At 63.5% G+C, this 15,037-nt stretch carries 17 protein-coding genes and 1 pseudogene; 17 read left to right on the top strand and 1 reads right to left on the bottom strand.

Going from position 1 to position 15,037, the window contains the following annotated elements:
* Positions 1-16: 16 nt before the first annotated feature.
* Entirely contained in the window at positions 17-2,458 is a 2,442-nt protein-coding gene (locus EGT36_RS21885) for a TOTE conflict system archaeo-eukaryotic primase domain-containing protein (RefSeq protein ID WP_097143003.1), read from the bottom strand.
* Positions 2,459-2,678: 220 nt separating this feature from the next.
* On the opposite strand from EGT36_RS21885, the pseudogene EGT36_RS21890 reads away from it, so the two are divergent.
* The 17 genes and pseudogenes from EGT36_RS21890 to EGT36_RS21960 form a co-directional block, all read left to right on the top strand.
* Positions 2,679-4,457, top strand: a pseudogene (locus tag EGT36_RS21890) (strawberry notch C-terminal domain-containing protein); the annotation flags it as partial.
* Positions 4,457-5,494 (top strand): DUF7146 domain-containing protein, encoded by a 1,038-nt coding sequence (locus EGT36_RS21895; RefSeq protein ID WP_097143002.1) that lies wholly within the window; start codon positions 4,457-4,459, stop codon positions 5,492-5,494. The pseudogene EGT36_RS21890 and the gene EGT36_RS21895, both read left to right, overlap by 1 nt.
* Before the next feature lie 329 nt (positions 5,495-5,823).
* Entirely contained in the window at positions 5,824-6,759 is a 936-nt protein-coding gene (locus EGT36_RS21900) for a DUF2493 domain-containing protein (protein ID WP_097143020.1), read from the top strand.
* A 163-nt stretch (positions 6,760-6,922) separates the two neighbouring features.
* Positions 6,923-7,339, top strand: a complete 417-nt coding sequence (locus tag EGT36_RS21905; RefSeq protein ID WP_097143001.1) for a hypothetical protein — start codon at positions 6,923-6,925, stop codon at positions 7,337-7,339.
* A 692-nt stretch (positions 7,340-8,031) separates the two neighbouring features.
* A complete protein-coding gene (locus tag EGT36_RS21910; protein ID WP_097143000.1) occupies positions 8,032-8,433 on the top strand; it encodes a single-stranded DNA-binding protein in 402 nt (133 codons plus the stop codon).
* A 463-nt stretch (positions 8,434-8,896) separates the two neighbouring features.
* Positions 8,897-9,061, top strand: coding sequence for a hypothetical protein (locus EGT36_RS30610; protein ID WP_172965695.1), 165 nt, complete (start codon positions 8,897-8,899; stop codon positions 9,059-9,061).
* 152 nt (positions 9,062-9,213) lie between these two features.
* A complete protein-coding gene (locus tag EGT36_RS21915) occupies positions 9,214-9,450 on the top strand; it encodes a helix-turn-helix domain-containing protein (protein WP_097142999.1) in 237 nt (78 codons plus the stop codon).
* Between the two features lie 131 nt (positions 9,451-9,581).
* A complete protein-coding gene (locus tag EGT36_RS21920; protein ID WP_097142998.1) occupies positions 9,582-9,827 on the top strand; it encodes a DNA -binding domain-containing protein in 246 nt (81 codons plus the stop codon).
* Positions 9,828-9,954: 127 nt separating this feature from the next.
* Positions 9,955-10,266 carry a transcriptional regulator domain-containing protein gene (locus tag EGT36_RS31360; RefSeq protein WP_353505582.1) on the top strand — a complete coding sequence of 104 codons (312 nt, stop codon included), beginning with the start codon at positions 9,955-9,957 and terminating at the stop codon, positions 10,264-10,266.
* Positions 10,267-10,447: 181 nt separating this feature from the next.
* Complete coding sequence (locus EGT36_RS31125) at positions 10,448-10,717, top strand: DUF2285 domain-containing protein (protein ID WP_235906880.1); 270 nt, start codon at positions 10,448-10,450, stop codon at positions 10,715-10,717.
* Positions 10,718-10,856: 139 nt separating this feature from the next.
* Positions 10,857-11,138 carry a helix-turn-helix transcriptional regulator gene (locus EGT36_RS21930; RefSeq protein ID WP_097142996.1) on the top strand — a complete coding sequence of 94 codons (282 nt, stop codon included), beginning with the start codon at positions 10,857-10,859 and terminating at the stop codon, positions 11,136-11,138.
* 18 nt (positions 11,139-11,156) lie between these two features.
* A complete protein-coding gene (locus EGT36_RS21935; protein ID WP_097142995.1) occupies positions 11,157-12,332 on the top strand; it encodes a replication initiator protein A in 1,176 nt (391 codons plus the stop codon).
* Positions 12,329-12,982: a ParA family partition ATPase gene (gene parA, locus EGT36_RS21940; RefSeq protein ID WP_097142994.1), complete on the top strand. Its 654-nt coding sequence runs from the start codon at positions 12,329-12,331 to the stop codon at positions 12,980-12,982. Before EGT36_RS21935 ends, parA begins: the two co-directional genes overlap by 4 nt.
* Complete coding sequence (locus tag EGT36_RS21945) at positions 12,979-13,722, top strand: DNA-methyltransferase (RefSeq protein ID WP_097142993.1); 744 nt, start codon at positions 12,979-12,981, stop codon at positions 13,720-13,722. The genes parA and EGT36_RS21945 overlap by 4 nt, the downstream gene beginning before the upstream one ends.
* Positions 13,719-13,970, top strand: a complete 252-nt coding sequence (locus EGT36_RS21950; protein WP_097142992.1) for a hypothetical protein — start codon at positions 13,719-13,721, stop codon at positions 13,968-13,970. The genes EGT36_RS21945 and EGT36_RS21950 overlap by 4 nt, the downstream gene beginning before the upstream one ends.
* Entirely contained in the window at positions 13,967-14,488 is a 522-nt protein-coding gene (locus EGT36_RS21955; protein ID WP_097142991.1) for a DUF2840 domain-containing protein, read from the top strand. The genes EGT36_RS21950 and EGT36_RS21955 overlap by 4 nt, the downstream gene beginning before the upstream one ends.
* A complete protein-coding gene (locus EGT36_RS21960; protein WP_097142990.1) occupies positions 14,485-15,030 on the top strand; it encodes a S26 family signal peptidase in 546 nt (181 codons plus the stop codon). Before EGT36_RS21955 ends, EGT36_RS21960 begins: the two co-directional genes overlap by 4 nt.
* Positions 15,031-15,037: the final 7 nt, after the last annotated feature.

Below are 15,037 nucleotides of genomic sequence, written 5' to 3' on the forward strand. Positions count from 1 at the left end.
CGCTATCGGCGGGGCGCTATTCCATCACATAGCCGAGCGCCCGATAGCCGGTCCGTCGTTTGGCGGCCATTCTGGCGAGGACCGGGACCGAACTGTCGACATAATCGACCACCAGCACGTCCTTCTTTTCGTCATGCCGCCGATGCAACCTGCCGACATATTGCGCCAGCGTGCCTTTCCAGGCGATCGGCATTGTCAGGAACAGGGTGTCGAGCCGGGCGTCATCGAAGCCCTCGCCGATATAACGCCCTGTCGCGAGGATCAGCCGTTCCTCATCATCATCGACATTCAGCGCCGCATGCGCGGCATTCCGGTCCTTTGCGGACATGCCGCCACGGAGTACGACGATGTTTTTCACAAATCGGGAGAGTCGTTGATGAAGATGCTCGAGGTGATCCTTCCGCTCGGTCAGTACGATCGGTGAGCGTTTGACCTCAAGCGATTTCAACACGTCATTGAAGATCAGATCGTTTCGGGCCTCATCCTCCGCCAGAGCGGCATAGATTGCGGGGATGGACGGGCGTTCGGCTATGGCGAGGGCCTCCGGCAATCTGAATCTCGTATGACGTTCCCGCGCCCGATGGTGAAGGCCGTTTTCTGCTGCCTGTGATTTGGCGCTTACCTGATGGCGTACCGGACCGCATTGCATGAAGATGATCGGGTGATGCCCGTCTTTCCGGGCGACCGTTGCCGACAATCCCGTAACATAGCGCGCCTTCGATCTGCGGGCGACAAGCTCAAAGCTTGCAGCGGACAGGTGATGGCACTCATCGACGACAAGATGGCCGTAATCGGCAACGATATCGTCAACTTCGCCCTTGCGAACCAGGCTCTGGATCAGCGCCACGTCGATCACACCGGTGGGTTTGCGCTTTCCCGCGCCAATGGTGCCGATCTGCTTCGGGTCAATCTGCAGAAAGGACTTGAGGCGCTCGATCCATTGGCTAAGGAGTTCGCGACGATGAACAAGAACCAGCGTATTGCTGGCACGACGCGCGATCAGCGCCGAGGCCACAACCGTCTTGCCGAATGCGGTCGTGGCGGCAAGCACGCCGGTATCGTGTTCGGCCAATGCTTCGAACGCTCGCGATTGCTGTTGGCGAAGTTCGCCACGGAAGCAGACCGTCTCAGGCAAGCGGGTTCCGTCTTCACGCAAATCGTCCAGTTCGGCTCTCACACCGTGATCGGACAGGAACCCGACCACTTCGTCGAAGCTGCCGCGCGGCAGGGCGACGTGTCGGGGATGCAGTTCGGCACAGGACACAATGCGCGGCTTTCCGAATGTCGGCAGCCGCATCGCCTGCGCGCGATAGAATTCGGGGTTCTGGAACGCGGCCAGTCGCACCAGTTGGGCAACCATGGCCGAAGGCAACTCCGAGCGGTCGATATAGATCTGGTCGGCAATCGTTACCTTGATGGTCGGTGGAACGGGCACGTCGAGGCGTCGCGCCGTGCTGCGGCGTGACGGAGTCATCTTCCAGGGTTCGTCCGCCTGTTCGTCATCCACAGGCATGCGCACGCCCAGTATCCGCCCGGAAAGCTCGGCGGCTTCGACGAGCTTGGTCACCGCTGCCGCAGACAATCTCGGCAAGGAGGACAAATAGGCCCACTGATCGTCATACGGCCGCATGCCCGCGTCCACAAAGACGCTGTTGCCAGCCTTGCGCGCGGTGTTCTGGAGCGGCAGTGCGATCAGGTTGCCGAAGCCGCCGAGCGGCATGATATCCTGATTTGGAAACAGCCGGTCATAGGAAGCAAAACCGATTTCCGGCCGCCGCTCCATCGTTTCGGTGATCAGAACTGATCCAAACTGGCGTGCCACACGGGCAGAGACCGGTTCGGAGAAGAAGATCCAGATATGACCGCCATTTCCAGATCTCGATCGTTCCAGCGCTGCGGGAACGCCCTTTGCCCGACAGGTTTCGAGCAGCGCATTCGCGTCATCCGCCCAGGATGCCTTGTCAAAATCCGCCGCCAGAAACCAGCATGTATCACCGGATAGTAGCGGATAGACGCCGGCTACAAAATCGCCACTTCGGCCATCGCCACCGCGCAGGTGTTTTTCCATGACACTTTCGTCCGGCGGGATGAACTTCTGATGGAGGCATTCACCGCATTTGACCTTCGGTTTGCCGCATATTCCTTTCACCCATTCGTTGGCACAAGCAGGCGAATACCCCGAGCGACCGGTCTTCCTGTTGTCCCATCGCAACGGGAACACGTCAGGCCGACCGGCGAACAGGCTTCGGAACAGGTCAACCTTTTCGTGCGACGGCGAAGCATTCGTGACGGAGGCGTTCTCGAAGGAGGGCTGTTTCACGGTTGGCGCGGGCTCTGCAGCAAGACGAGCCTCAAGTGCCGCCATCTCGCGCTGAAGCTCATGCCGTTCAGCATCCAGATCGGCCAGCCGCGCTCGAACCCGCGTCAGGTTTTCCTCAATATCGTTCTTGTCGGTCACGCGTGATTTCCACCCAGTCTCTTCTGTCCCGCCCAGCATAATGCGCGGAAGAGGCCGGCGTAAGAAGGTCGGCATTAAGAGTTGGAGGGGGAGTTCGTTGGGGATGTCCTTCTGCGATTGAGAGCAGAGGCATCATGATTATCCAAAGCGGAAACCGAAAATGAATCAGAAGAACAACAGATTGAAACCCCGAACTCAGCATAACGCCGACGCGGCATATTATGTGCTCGACTATCTCGCGCACAGCTTCCCGACGCAGCTCTACGAGCCTTACACCGACAGCGAGGGCAATCTGTCGTCGCGGCCGGTCTATCGCGACGGTCAGCCCGTCGAGAGCCGGGAAGCCGCTGCCCGCCGCGACGAGTTGATCGAGCGGCTCGCCTCGCTCCCGCCCGTTCCCGGTGCCCTCGACCAGATCGTCCAGCGCTTCGGCACCGACATGGTGGCAGAGGTGACGGGACGCTCCCGCCGGATCATCCGCAAGGGCGATCGCCTTGCCGTCGAAAACCGCGCCCCATCCGCCAACCTGGCGGAAACGGCCGCGTTCATGGACGACCAGAAGCGCATCCTGGTCTTCTCCGACGCTGGCGGTACCGGGCGCAGCTATCATGCCGAGCTGTCGGCGCGAAACCGGCGCCTGCGCGTCCACTATCTCCTCGAACCGGGCTGGAAGGCGGATGCCGCCATTCAGGGGCTCGGCCGTACCAACCGGACGAACCAGGCGCAGCCGCCCTTGTTCCGTCCGATCGCGACCGATGTGAAGGCCGAGAAGCGTTTCCTCAGCACCATCGCCCGGCGTCTCGATACGCTCGGCGCGATCACGCGCGGGCAACGCCAGACCGGCGGCCAGGGCCTGTTCCGGCCAGAGGACAATCTGGAAAGCACCTACGCCCGCAACGCGCTGCGCCAGCTCTATCTCCTGCTGGTTCGCGGCAAGATCGAGGGCTGCTCGCTGGATCGCTTCGAGGCAGCCACCGGCCTGAAGCTAATGGACAGCAACGGCATCAAGGATGAGTTGCCGCCCATCACGACTTTCCTCAACCGCTTGCTCGCGCTCACCATCGAGCTTCAGGGCATCCTGTTCACCGCCTTCGAGCAGTTGCTCGACGCCAAGGTGCAGGGTGCCATCGCCAGCGGCATCTATGACGTCGGGCTGGAAACGCTGACGGCGGAGAGCTTCGTCGTCATCGACCGCAAGACGATCTACACCCATCCGGCGACGGGCGCGCAAACGCGGCTGCTCACCATCACCGAGCGGCGGCACAACCGGCCGATGACGCTGGCGGATGCTCTTGCCTATGCCGACGATGATCTCGGCAAGCTGTTGATCAACGCCAAGTCTGGTCGGGCTGCCGTGCAGGTTCCAGCGCCTTCGCTCATGCTGGATGACGGAGAGATCGAACGGCGCGTGCGGCTGATCCGGCCCATGGAGCACTATCACGCTTCGCTGAAGATGATGGCGGAAAGCCACTGGGAAGAAACCGATCGAGAAACCTTCGCGGCGGTCTGGAACCGGGAAATCTCCGAGGTTCCGACCCATTCCGACAGCACCATTCACGTCGTCGCCGGACTCCTCCTGCCGGTGTGGAAACGCCTGCCGAATGAATCGACGCGCGTTTACCGGCTTCAGACCGATGACGGCGAGCGCATCATCGGTCGTCGCGTCTCTCCGGCCTGGGCGGCGAACGCCACCGCGACCGGAACGACCAGCCTGTCCGCCGAGGACGCCCATGCGGCGCTGATGGAGGGGCGGACGATCCTTGATCTCACCGAGGGCCTCCAGCTTCGCCGCGCTCGTGTCATGGACGCCAACCGGATCGAGCTTTCCGGCTTCACCGAGGCCATGCGCGAGCGGCTGCGCGCCTATGGTCTCTTCACCGAGATCATCTCGTGGAAACTGCGCTTCTTCGTGCCAGTCGATGCCCCAGGCGTCGCCGTGCTCGCAAAGCTGCTCGGCACCTATCCGGTCGAGCGGATCGGCGAGCGGGAGGCGGCGTGATGGCCCGTCACGATGCTTCCGATCTGGCAATCCGTCTCGGCCGACAGGCCGAGGCGGTCTGCCGCGAATACCTGTCTTCCGGCCGTCGCTCCGGCAACTACTGGCTGGTCGGGGATGTCCAAAACACCCCCGGACGCTCGCTGTATGTCCGTCTCAAGGACACCGCCAAAGGCCCGGCAGGAAAGTGGACCGATGGCGCGACGGGACAGCACGGCGACCTCCTCGACGTCATCCGCGAGGCGCTCGGCCTTGTCGACTTCAGGGATGTGGCCGAGGAAGCACGCCGGTTCCTCAGTCTCCCGCATCTCGAACCGGAAAAGACGAGAACACCGACCGGCAAGACGTCAAGCATCGCCATTGGTTCACCTGAAGCGTCACGGCGCCTCTTCGCCATGTCGCAGCCGATCGGCGGCACCCTTGCGGAAATCTACCTTGGAGGCAGGGCGATCACGTCGCTCTTTGGCACCGCCGCGCTGCGTTACCACCCGCAGTGCTATTACAGGCCCGACGAGCATTCGCGCACCGAGATCTGGCCGGCGATCGTCGCTTCCGTCACCGATCTCGCCGGACGGCAGACCGGTGCGCACCGCACCTGGCTTTCCCCGGACGGTTCGGGCAAGGCGCCTGTTGAGACGCCGAGACGGGCGATGGGCGACCTTTTCGGGCACGGCGTCTGCTTCGGGGTGGCCGGTGAGGTGCTCGCCGCCGGAGAGGGAATCGAAACCGTGCTGTCGCCCCGCATGGTTCTGCCCCACATGCCGATGATGGCGGCGCTCTCGGCCGCCCACCTCGCTGCCATCCTGTTCCCGTCGACGTTGCGCCGGCTCTATGTACTGCGTGATCGCGACCCGGCCGGCGACGGTGCCAGAGACAGCCTGATCACCAGAGCAGCGAGCGTCGGCATCGAGGCGATCCCGGTGTCGCCGATCGGCGGGGACTTTAACGACGATCTGCGCTGGCGCGGCGTCGACGCCCTCCGGGCGGCTCTGAAGGATCAGCTTCATCCCGAAGACGTCAGCCGGTTCATGGAGAGATGAGACGACCGGTGGAGGATGAGGCGCGGCCCCAGGGCATCTTCGCCTGCCGCCTCCATTCATCACTGGAAGCATCCTTCCCGTGTCGGAGAGGCCGGCGCCCACGGCCTTCTGAGAGGGCGATCGGCTCACAAGCTGGCCCGCCGGGCAATGGCGGCGGCCGACTATTTTCCGCCGCGTCCTGCGGACGCTTTGCATCGCGAAGCAAAATAGCCGGCCTTTGCCATCAAGGCCCTCGCGGGAGCGCGAGGGCTGCCAGGCCGTCCCGCCTGTGAGCTTCGACGCCTGCGAAGGCCGCGATGGGCGCGGTCTCCAGACAAAGGACGCTCCCGATGATGAACGAAGACGAGAACGCAGGCTTCGAACCGGACCACACCTCATCCTCCACCGATCATCTCCTCACCGAACTCCAGCTCTACGGCTGGCGCCCGTTTCAGGACGAACCCGATCCAAGGCCGCTGCCGGAAGGCACCATGGTCGCCGCCGCAGTCGCAGACATCTTCGACGCCCTTCTCGCTACGCTCGGCGACACCCGCCTCGAACCCGACCTCGACGATCTGCTTTGGGGGGCTGTCAACCTCTTTCACCGTGCCGCCGGCCGGGTCGAGCGCGAGCTTGACGATAACGAGCAGGCACAGCGCCGCCTTCAGAGGGAACAGGATGGCAGCGAGGTCAAGAGCGTCGAACTCGAACGCCTCACGGCAGAGGGCCAGACCCTGATCGAGCGGCGCAACAGCTTGGAACTCTTCCGAGACCTCTCGGCGGAAGCTTTCGAGCACCACACCGGCACGCCTTGGCGGCCGCGCACCGGCTCGATGGTCAACCATCGCTATCTGACCTCGGCGGTGATCGACAGCCGCGACTTCCTTGCCGCGAAACGCCGGGCTGAGAAGGAGTTGCTGCTGCCCGCCGGCCCCAGGGTTGCTCTGACCGGCGGCGCCGACTTCAATGACCATCGGCTGATCTGGGGGCGGCTCGATCAGGTCCATGCCAAGCACCCCGACATGGTGCTGTTGCACGGCGGCACGCCGAAGGGTGCCGAACTGATCGCCTCCCGCTGGGCCGACCACCGCAAGGTGCCGCAGATCGCCTTCAAACCCGACTGGACGAAGCATGGCAAGGCCGCGCCCTTCAAGCGAAACGACGCCTTGCTCGACACCCTGCCGGTCGGTGTCCTCGTCTTCCCCGGTACGGGGATTCAGGACAATCTCGCCGACAAGGCGAAGAAGCTTGGCATCCCGGTCATGAAGTTCGACGGCGGCGCGTAAAGCGCCGCCGCTCGGCGGCTGTTTCAATCGCCTTTACTTGACGTAAGTCCGTATTCGGGTTCAAATGAAACATCTTAGCAGCAACGGTGAATTGGCATAGTCGCAGGCGGAGCGTATTTCCCGGCAGCCTGTCTTGGTTCTCAACCGTTATGCGGAGGCTGCCATGACGCTGATTCTGCTTGCCATCTCCCTGACGATCACGCTCTGCGTCATCGCCTACAATTTCGCAATCTACGCTTTGCCCTTCATGGTCGGGCTGACCGCCTTCCAATATGTCTATGGAATGGAAGCCGGCTTCCTGATGTCGGGCTTCGCCGCCATCGGCACGGCGGTGCTTTCTGTGGCGCTGGTCATTGCCGTCGTGGGCTTTGCCAAGAACCCGGCTTTGCGCCTGACCGCGCTCGCCATATTCGCAATCCCGGCAACCATCGCTGGCTATGCGCTCGTTCACGGTGTCACGAAGAATTTTATCGATTCGACGATCGCCTTGAACCTGCTCGGTGGCGCCGGTGGCCTGTTCATCGGCATCGCGGCGATGCTCGATCTCAACGCGCTCGGCACGGCAGTTCTCTCACGCTGATGCGGCCTCGACCTACCGCTCCATGGAAAACCTGTGGTGGCTTAGGCCATCGTGCCTTCGGCTCCGCTTAGAGCGGGACGATTGAGTCAGCGCCGTGGTGGCCGTCATCTTCGGTCTGCTTGGCCCGGCTCTGGAAGCCGATCATCGGATGGTGATCCCATGCGCTGAATTGTGGTCACCTCCGTTGCGGTTGGTCCGCTTCGTATAGCGAGGCAGCCGTGAGCACCTTCATATTGCCGTCTCGCAATGCTGCTGGGCGTACCTTCAGACGCCGAGGCGGGAACAGTGCCAAGTACCTGCGGCCCGATAGCCGTCCTTGTCCCGATCTGCCTTCCGGCGGACGGAGCGCGGTGGCCGGTGAAGGGTTCCTTCGGATATGCTTGGCGTGTGAGGGTTTCGGCACAGAGCCTGTCAGGGTGCTATTGCCAGCAAGGACGATGGTTCTGCTGCGCATCCCCGTTTGTGCTCTCAAAGGCACCAATCCCTCCGACTGACTGATCCCCTAAGACCGTTCGGTTTCTGACCGCAACCCGCGCGGCTCCGGACCGAGTTGGCGCAAGCGCCTGCCCGCCCCACTCCGGGCCTTACGGGTCAAGCTGCCGCTTAAAAGCGTCAGTGCAGGCATCTCCCGACGGCCTTGGCCGGGTCTCGTCGGAGGGATGGTCCCTCCGAGGAGCAACGGAGATACGAAAATGCAGAACATCGTCATTCTTGCCGGCAACATCGGCCAGGCCCCCGAAACCCGCAACACTCATGGCGGCACCAGCATCACCCACTTCACCTTGGCAACATCACGCCCCCGCTATTCGGAAGGCAAGGTGGTCCGGGACAAGGACGGCTACCGGGTCCAGGACACCGAATGGCACCGTATCACCGCCTTCAACGGCCTCGGCAAGACGATCCAGCAGCATTGCGAGAAGGGCATGAAGGTTCTGGTTCGCGGCCGCATCCACTATACGAAATGGACCGATCGCGACGGCGTCGATCGCTACAGCACGGAGATCATCGCCGAGACGGTGGACTTCCTGAGCCGAGCGAGGCAGACCGAAAACGAGGACGGTCAGTTCATCGACGACAGCGACATCCCGTTCTGAGCGGTGGCCAGAGGCCCGGCGGCGCAAGCCGCCGGGTTTTCCCATGTTCGCATCATATCGTGATCGCTGTTTGCTTGCCCTGGTGTGGCCGAGCCGAGGCCTCCATCCGGCTCGGGCGAACGGGAACAGCTTGATCCGGCCCAGTCATATTCGGCGGCGGGCATCACGCAACCGTCGCCAATGGCGCAAGGATAATCGAGACCATCAGGGTGGCGCCGTCGGCAGGCTCGAACATCCGGCAATGCAGGGATTTCCGGCTCACGTCAGCGCGCACTGCCCCGCTCTTTGAGACGCAACCTTGGTTTCAATCCCGGCCTTCCACGATCAACCCATGAAGGGTCGGACTATGCGAAGCATGCCGCCGCGCGAGGCTTCGCCTCGGCGGTGATCGCGGCCGGGACCAAAACACATCGGGCGCCTGTCGAGCGGGGAATGGTCTCCGCCTCCAAACAGGAGCCGGAAAATGTCCCTTGCAGATGCCCACGCCTTCGCCTTCAGCCTCGCCGCCACCCTGATGGTCACGATCGTTGTCTTCCGCGCCGGCGACGGCACGCTCAGCGTGATGCCCGCCGCCGAATACGACGGAGAAGACGATACCATCATCAAGGAGATAGACCCGTTCGCTTGAACCGGGCGGCGTTTACCGAAACCGAATCAGTTCGCGGCCGTACGCCGGATTCGCTGAATCAAATAGGGTTTTTGCTGGAGTTTCACAGCAAGAACGACTAAAATAGTCGTAGTTTTGGAATGTGCGTAGGTCCATGTGGGAGGTGATCATGCATGATCACCGCCCGACAATCTCGGGCCGCGCGCGCGTTGCTTGGTTGGACGCAGGAGACGCTCGCCGACAAGGCCCGTGTATCATTGACCGCCCTCAAACGCCTCGAATCCGAAAGCGGCTTCGAGGTATACGAGACCACGCGCGATCAGGTTCGTCGGTCTTTCGAAGACAATGGCATCGTCTTCCTCAATTCCGATCGTGGTGTGGGAGTTATGCTTGTTCGCGAGATGCTCTAATCCTGTCCCGACTGTATGGAGGCGCCGTATTCGCGGCTTCCACCTCTGTTTTGCCATCACAAATCCGTTAACAAGCACCAATACCTTGGATAGGATTCAGTAGTGGGGATCGTGTGACCAAAAACTTGCTCATGGACCATCCGCCGGCTGACGCGGAGCTCACCGCCTACGACCGGGCGCATCTAAAGCTGTATCTGCGTCTTCTCGATGCGGATGCCGATGGCGCGGATTGGCAGGAGGTTGCCGAGTTGGTCTTGCGCCTCGATCCCAGGAAAGACGCAGAACGCGCTCATCAAATCTACGCCTCGCATCTGGCTCGGGCGAAGTGGATGGTCGAGCAGGGCTATTCCGGCCTGATACGCGCCGCCCTTCACTGACCTTCGATCCAGGTGGTGCAGAACCCGCATCACGTTACGCTACCTTCGTTGTTCCCAAAACAAAAGCAACTTGAGATCGTAACCCTTGCATTGCCCACAGTCGTAAAGCGTATGTGGAGGTCAGGGGATGCCTGAACAACATGACTGGCGGACCGACGCCGACTATGACTTTATCGATCGATTGACAACGTCCGAGCTTGCTTGGGAATTCCTTCGGCGAAACGAGGATTACCGGAAAGCCTACGAGAGCCTCGCTGCGCGCGGGCAGCTTGATAGCGATCAGGCTCGCGCCGTCGCCGAACAATGGGGGTTGTGCTTTCGCCGCCGATCCCCAGCACACAGCACTCGATCATCCTATCTTCTGGACCCCGAATGCCGACCCTGGGGCAATTCTGCTCCACAGGATGTCCCTCGCTCCAGGCGATTCCGCCGCTGCTGAGGATTTCATCCGCGCGCACCCCTTTGACCGCATCGATGCTCTCCATCTGCGAATCGACGTTGCCGGTGAACGCCTTGAAATCACCCGTATCGATGCCCCATCCGACGGTATCCTCGTCGCTGTTCTGATCCTCGATGCCGCCGCGTTGGATCGGCTTCATGCGCTGAGCCGGTTTTGCGCGATGCTGTTTCGCCGTCGTGTCCCCACAGACATACGGCTGACGTCGCAACGCCGGCGGCGTATCCGCCAGATGCTGCGCGCATACGACGCTCGCCTGGACGGTGCGACTTACCGCGAAATCGCAATCGCCATCTATGGTGATGCGCGTATCGCCGCCGAACCATGGAAAACATCCTCTCTGCGCGATGCCGTCATAGGGCTCGTCGAAGGTAGTTTCGCCATGACCAGCGGCGGCTATCTCCAATTGCTGCGTCACCGTCATCGATCCTAACTGTTTCTGGCGAGTCGGGGGGTGGGGATTTTCGTCCCCCTTTGTTTCCCATCCCCCCAAAAGGTTTCCCTCCGCCACCGTGGTCGCCGTCCGCCGCTGATCCGCAGCGGCCGCCCGTAACCCCACGGAGGCTCGCCCCATGCGACCCGATCTCGCCGTTTTGCCGCCGCGCTACCTGCGCACCAAGGAAGCCGCCGAATTCCTCAGCCTGTCCGCCCGCACCCTTGAGAAGCATCGGACCTACGGCACAGGACCGGCCTATCGCAAACTTGGCGGTCGCGTCGTCTATGCCGTGGACGATCTCGAAGCCTGGGCCGAGCGCGGCGCCGTCACCTCGACCTCCGATCCGCGCGGCCAGGTGCTGCCGGCGAAGCGCCAGACGCTCCCCGCCGTTCCGCAGCCCGGCCGCTATGCACGCTGATCGCGGCCGGTTTTTCGAATGGCGGCGCGGCATAGGTCCCTCTCGGAGCGCGGGCAGCTCGATCTGTTCCGGGCGCTCCCCGGCGACTTCGCGCCAAGAGACGCGCAGGATCTCATGGCCTATCCCTTCTTCTCCCTCTCCAAGACCCATCGCGTCGCGCCGATTGATTTCGTCGCCGGCAATGTGACGATCCGGGTCGAGGCCGTCCCCGATCACGGCATGGCGACCATCTGGGACGCTGACATCCTGATCTGGGCGGCAAGCCAGATCGTCGAAGCCCGCGACACCGGACTTCGCACCTCCAGGCTGATGGCCGCCACCCCTTACGAAATCCTCTCCTATGTCGGGCGCGGCACCAGCGCGCGCGACTATCAGCGCCTCAAGGCCGCGCTCGACCGGCTGCAGTCGACCACGGTCTCCACCTCGATCCGCCAGACGGCCGAGGGCCGCCGCCATCGCTTCTCGTGGATCAACGAGTGGCAGGAGCGCACCGACCGCAACGGCCGCCCCGAGGGCATCGAGATGATCGTGCCGGACTGGTTCTACCAGGCCGTCCTTGATGACGCGCTGGTGCTCACCATCGACCGGGCCTATTTCGATCTGACCGGCGGCCTCGACCGTTGGCTCTACCGCATCGTGCGCAAGCACGGCGGCCGCCAGCGCGACGGTTGGCGTTTCGACTTCCGCCATCTTCACCAGAAATCCGGCAGCCTGTCGCCGTTCAAGCGCTTTGCCTTCGAGCTGCGCGACATCATCCGGCGCCAACCTCTGCCCGGCTACACGCTCTTCCTCGAAGCAGAGATCGGTGGGCGGATGCTACTCGCTTTCGAGCCAGCCGCGCCCTGTGGAAAACCTGTGGACGGCCTCGTGCTATCGGGAACCCGGACTATCGTGCTATCGGGAACCGGAGGCTCGTGCTATCAGGAACCCAAACAGGGTGTAACGCACAGAAATCAAACACGAAATCGCGCCCTTAACTTAGAGTCTAACCAAGAAACTAACCTTAAAGAGCGCGCGCGCGATGTGGAAAACCTCATCCGCGACGCCGCCAGAAGCCTCAGCACAGCCGCGAAGACGAGCATTCCGGTCACGCCATCCGCGCGCCCAGCGGCTCCCGATCACGCTGACACGGCTGCATCCGTCGATCCCGAAACACCTGGACTTCCTCTCGATCCGCCGGGAGGAAGCCGATGATCGTCGCGTTCCTCAATCAGAAGGGCGGCGTCGGCAAGACCACGCTGGCGCTGAACCTCGCCGGAGAATGGGCAGCGCGCGGCAAGCGCGTCACCCTGATCGATGCCGATCCGCAGGGCTCGGCGCTCGACTGGTCACAGCAACGCAGTCGTGAGGGCCTTCCCCGCCTGTTCGGCGTCGTCGGCCTGGCGCGTGACACGCTGCATCGCGAGGCGCCCGAACTCGCCCGCGACGTCGATCATGTCGTGATCGACGGACCGCCGCGTGTCGCCGGGCTCATGCGCTCGGCGCTCCTCGCTGCCGACCTCGTGCTGATCCCGGTGCAGCCATCACCGCTCGACGGTTGGGCCTCTGCCGAGATGCTGGCGCTGCTCTCCGAGGCGCGCATCTACCGGCCGGAGCTGGCCGCGCGCTTCGTGCTCAACCGCTGCGGCGCCCGCACCGTGCTGGCGCGTGAGACGGCCGAGACGCTAGCCGATCACGATCCGCCGGTGCTTATCAACACCATCGGCCAGCGCATCGCCTTTGCGGTTGCGGCGCAGTCCGGCCGCCTCGCGTCCGAGCTCGACGACGACACGCCCGCCGCGCGCGAGATCGCGACGCTGGCCGACGAAATCGGCCGGCTGTGCGTCGGGAGGATCGCGTCATGACGATCCTCACCGTCGACTGCCGCGACCTCATGCCGGCGCGCGGCCCGTTCGACATGATCCTCGCCGATCCGCCTTACGGCGACACCTCGCTCGCCTGGGATCGCCGCGTCGCCGGCTGGATCGCGTTTGCTCGCGCGGCGCTCACGCCCGCCGGTTCGCTCTGGGCGTTCGGCTCGCTGCGCCACTTCATGGCGACCGCCGACCAGTTCGCCAATGCCGGTCTGCAGCTCGCGCAGGAGGTGGTCTGGGAGAAGCAGAACGGATCGTCGTTCCATGCCGACCGCTTCAAGCGCGTGCATGAGCTAGCCGTTCAGTTCTACCCAGCCGAGACGGCGTGGCGTGACATCTACAACGACGTCCAAACCACGCCCGATGCGATGGCGCGCACCGTGCGGCGCAAGCAGCGCCCGCCGCACACCGGCCATATCGATGCCGGCCACTATGTCAACCAGGACGGCGGGCCGCGCCTCATGCGCTCGGTCATCTACCTGCGCAATTGCCATGGCCGCGCCATCCATCCGACCGAGAAGCCGTCGGCGCTGCTGGAAATCCTGATCCGCACGAGCTGCCCGGAGGGCGGGCTTGTCAGCGACTGGTTCGCCGGATCGGGCGCGGCCGGGGAAGCCTGCCGGCTTGCCGGCCGGCGCTATCTCGGCTGCGAGATCGACGACGACATGGCGGAGAAGGCCCGCGCCCGGATCGCATCGGAGCTGCCGTTCGACGGGAGTGCCGCATCATGAGCGAGCGCCCGCTCCGCAAAGGCTTCGCTTCCCGGCCTGCCGATCCCGAACAGTGGGTCAAGGCCGCGGATGCTCCCTCGCGCAACGGTGACGCCGCCGGTTTCACTGCGCGGCTAACCATCGACGTGACGCCCGACCTGCGCGGCAGGATCAAGATCACTGCCTTCCGGCGCGGCATCACCGTCGCCGACATGCTGCGCGACCTGTTCGCGCGCGAATTCCCCCCAACTGAAGGAACCTCCTCATGACCGGCAATGCGGCTCCCCGCTTGCGCGGCGGCCCATTGCCGTCCGCAGGCTCCAGCAACGACATGACCCATGTCGAGCTGACATGGATCGAGAAGAAGGTCGAATACTGGATCAGGTTCGGCCGGGAAGCCGGCGAACTGATCCTCGATCGCCGTCGGCGCGTCATCTCTTTCCGCCCGAACAGCACCTTCGCCTTCGCCCGCTGGGCGGCCAACGACTTCGGCACCGTCATTTCCCGCATCGACATCGTGCGCGCCATCGAGCCCGGCGAACCCTACCAGACGCTACCCTTCGTGCGTCCCGGCGGCGAAATCCTGCTCAAGATCGAAGGCTGGCCCAAGGTCGAGGACGTGCTGCGGCATGTCGATGCCATCGAACGCGCCGGCATCGACGCCTGCGACGTCGCCCCCGATCACTGGCGTCATGTCGCCCAGCAGATGCAGGTCGGCGAGGCACCGCGATCCTACACGCCGGAACGCCATCAGGCATGGCTCAAACGGCGAGAGATCGAAAGATGACCCGCTTCGGCTACGTCATGGTGACGTATTTCGCGGCGATGGGCGTCGCCGTCGCTGCGTTCATCCCGACATCCACCAAGCTGATCTGGAATGCCACCGCCAGCGCGCCGATCGGCTTCTACACCATCGCGCCGGCCGACCAGCTGGAGGTGCCCGAGCTTGTCGTCGTCATGCCGCCCGAACCGCTCGCCGACTTCATGGTCGAGCGCGGTTATGTCGGCCGCGGCGTGCCGTTGCTGAAGCGCGTCCTCGGATTGCCGGGACAGCGCGTGTGCCGCAGCCGTGACCTGATCACGGTCGACGGTATCGAGATGGGCGAAGCGCTTGACCGCGATCGCCTTGGCCGTCCGCTACCCGTCTGGCACGGCTGCCGCGTCGTCGCGGAGGACGAGCTTTTCCTGATGAACTGGGAAGTCCGCGACAGTCTCGACGGCCGCTATTTCGGGCCGCTTCCGGCCTCCGCCGTGATCGGCCGGGCAATCCCTCTCTTCACCGACGAGGACGGCGAAGGCCGCTTCGTCTGGCGCGCGCCGGCGCGGTGACGGCGCG

It is taken from the genome of Agrobacterium sp. FDAARGOS_525 (assembly GCF_003938925.1).
In the GTDB taxonomy this organism is placed as follows: Bacteria; Pseudomonadota; Alphaproteobacteria; order Rhizobiales; family Rhizobiaceae; genus Agrobacterium; species Agrobacterium pusense.